General features: G+C 66.2%; 2 protein-coding genes. One reads left to right on the top strand and one right to left on the bottom strand.

Going from position 1 to position 2,198, the window contains the following annotated elements; all coding sequences use genetic code 11:
* Window positions 1-660 precede the first annotated feature (660 nt).
* Window positions 661-879, bottom strand: coding sequence for a hypothetical protein (locus Raf01_RS51310; protein ID WP_239134600.1), 219 nt, complete (start codon window positions 877-879; stop codon window positions 661-663).
* Window positions 880-905: 26 nt separating this feature from the next.
* Here Raf01_RS51310 and Raf01_RS50465 point away from each other — a divergent pair, with 26 nt between their 5' ends.
* A complete protein-coding gene (locus Raf01_RS50465; protein WP_239134599.1) occupies window positions 906-1,814 on the top strand; it encodes a recombinase family protein in 909 nt (302 codons plus the stop codon).
* Window positions 1,815-2,198: the final 384 nt, after the last annotated feature.

Genomic DNA, 2,198 nt, shown 5'->3' with positions numbered 1-2,198 from the left:
TTGGTAGCGAAGTTCCACCTCCAACCCATGCCCACCACCCCGGCCAGCACCACATCGAACTCCGCACCGAGCCAGCCGTGACCCACCAGGCGACAGCTCTCCTCACGACCGTAGCGATCTCACGCTCTGCTTCACGTCATGCGCTCCTTCGCCACCTGCAAAAACTGCGGGCGACACACGTGGCTCGAGATCCGCGGCCGCGGATCTAGCTCGCGCTCAGCACTCAATCGCCCTGGCAAGCAACCCATCCGCAGGGAGGATCTGCGGTCCGCCCGACTACGCCCGCGATGCTGGCTGATTCCCGCCCCCGCGATCAAACGCTCCAACTCCGCGACCAGCGCTTTCACGGGTGAGATCAAGGGGCGCTCGCGGCTGCACGACCTCACATGCCAGCGATCTTGCCGTCGCGACGTATCTGACAATGGCGCCCATCGTTGTACATCGATGATGTGCCAACGTTCCCGCTGCGCTTAATCGAAGAGGCGCAGGATGCGGTGCACATCGGAGGTCGAGGGCCCTGACCTGCTGGGCTGGTGGATACGGCAGCCCCATCGCCAGACACAACGCCTGCGCCAACGCCGATCAGCAATCGAGTTGCCGAGCGTGCGGTTCGCGTTCTACGGGCGGATGTCCACCAAAGAATTCCAGGACCGGCTGTCCTCAGCGCGGTGGCAGCACGACTTCGCCGAGGAGTTGGTCGACGGTCGGGGCATGATCGTGGCGAAATTCTTTGATGTTGGCTGCTCTGGTCAACTGCCCTGGTCTCAGCGTCCGCAGGCCGCGCGGGTGCTGGCCGCTTTGGCCGATCCGGATCGCGGATTCGACGCAATCGTGGTGGGCGAGTTCGAGCGGGCGTTCTACGGCGACCAGTACCGGCAACTCGCACCGCGTTCGCGCTGTACGGCGTGCAGCTGTGGCTGCCCGAGCTCAACGGCCCGGTCGACGCCGCCAACGACCTGCATATGTCGCTCCTGGCCCTGCTCGGCGTGCACTCGCCGCGGGAGGTGCAGTGGTCCCGGTTCCGGTCGAATGTGGCGATGCGAGCCCAGGTGATTGAGCAGGGCGGGCACCTCAGCGGTCGACCACCCTACGGGTACCGGCTCGTTGGCGCCGGCCCGCACCCGAACGCTGCGCACGCGAAGTGGGGGCGCCGAGCCCAGCGTCTGGAACCCGATCCAGCGACCGCGCCGTATGTGCAGCGGATGTTCGCACAACGGCTGGCCGGTCGCAGCGTCGCCGGGATCACCCGCGAGTTGAACGATCGGAACGTGCCCTGCCCGTCGCGGGTCGACCCGGAACGCAACCCGCACCGCACAGGGGCCGGCTGGACGCTACGCACCGTCGCGGCAATCCTGGCCAACTCCCGCTACACCGGCCGGCAGGTATGGAACCGGCAGCACACCGACCGCGGCCCGCTGGACGCAGCCGACGATCTGCTCGGCCAGTCCGGGACACGCCGCTGGAACATGATGCAGCAGTGGGTCATCTCCCGGGAACGGGCGCATCCACCACTGGTCAGCGAGGAAGACTTCGTTGCCGCGCAACTGACCAGCGCCACCCCGACGTCGGAAAGCGGGGACGACGATCGGTACCTGCTCGCCGGGTTGATCCGTTGCCTGGAGTGCGGGCGGATCCTCGACTCGCACTGGCTTCACAACCACGCCGCCTACCGCTGCCGCCACGGCTCCCGAACCCGGCCCGCGAACCCCCGACGCGCGGCGCTCCCGCACTGTCTACATCCATCAAGCCAAAGCGATCGAACAGCTCGCAGACTGGTTGGGCGTTTCTGCGGACAACCCCCACGGCGTGGTTGACGCACTGCTTGAACACGATGCCCAGGTCAGCTGCATGATCGGCGGAACCCTCACCATCAAAGGGCCTCCACCCGGACGGCGACAAATCCGGCTACGCAATCCCGCACCAGCGCCGACCAGCAGAAACCCCCACCGAACACGCTCATCGAGCATGAAGCGCATCCGTGGGGGTTAACGTGTCCGAATCCCGCGTCCCGGCGGTCCACCGGGGGCGATCGCAGACTTGCCGACGATCAACCAGCACGCGGCTCGTCCTCGGTAACTCGCTGTACAACCTCCACCTCCGTATCCTTGGCTGACGCGATACGGACTCGTCGTTGCCTCGGCAGCCAACGGACAGTTATCCCGTTACCTTTCAGTGCACTCTGGTGAGCACACGGTCGG

Origin of the sequence: Rugosimonospora africana, from assembly GCF_016862975.1 — a bacterium.
In the GTDB taxonomy this organism is placed as follows: Bacteria; Actinomycetota; Actinomycetes; order Mycobacteriales; family Micromonosporaceae; genus Rugosimonospora; species Rugosimonospora africana.
This window is presented reverse-complemented; position numbering and strand designations above follow the sequence as displayed.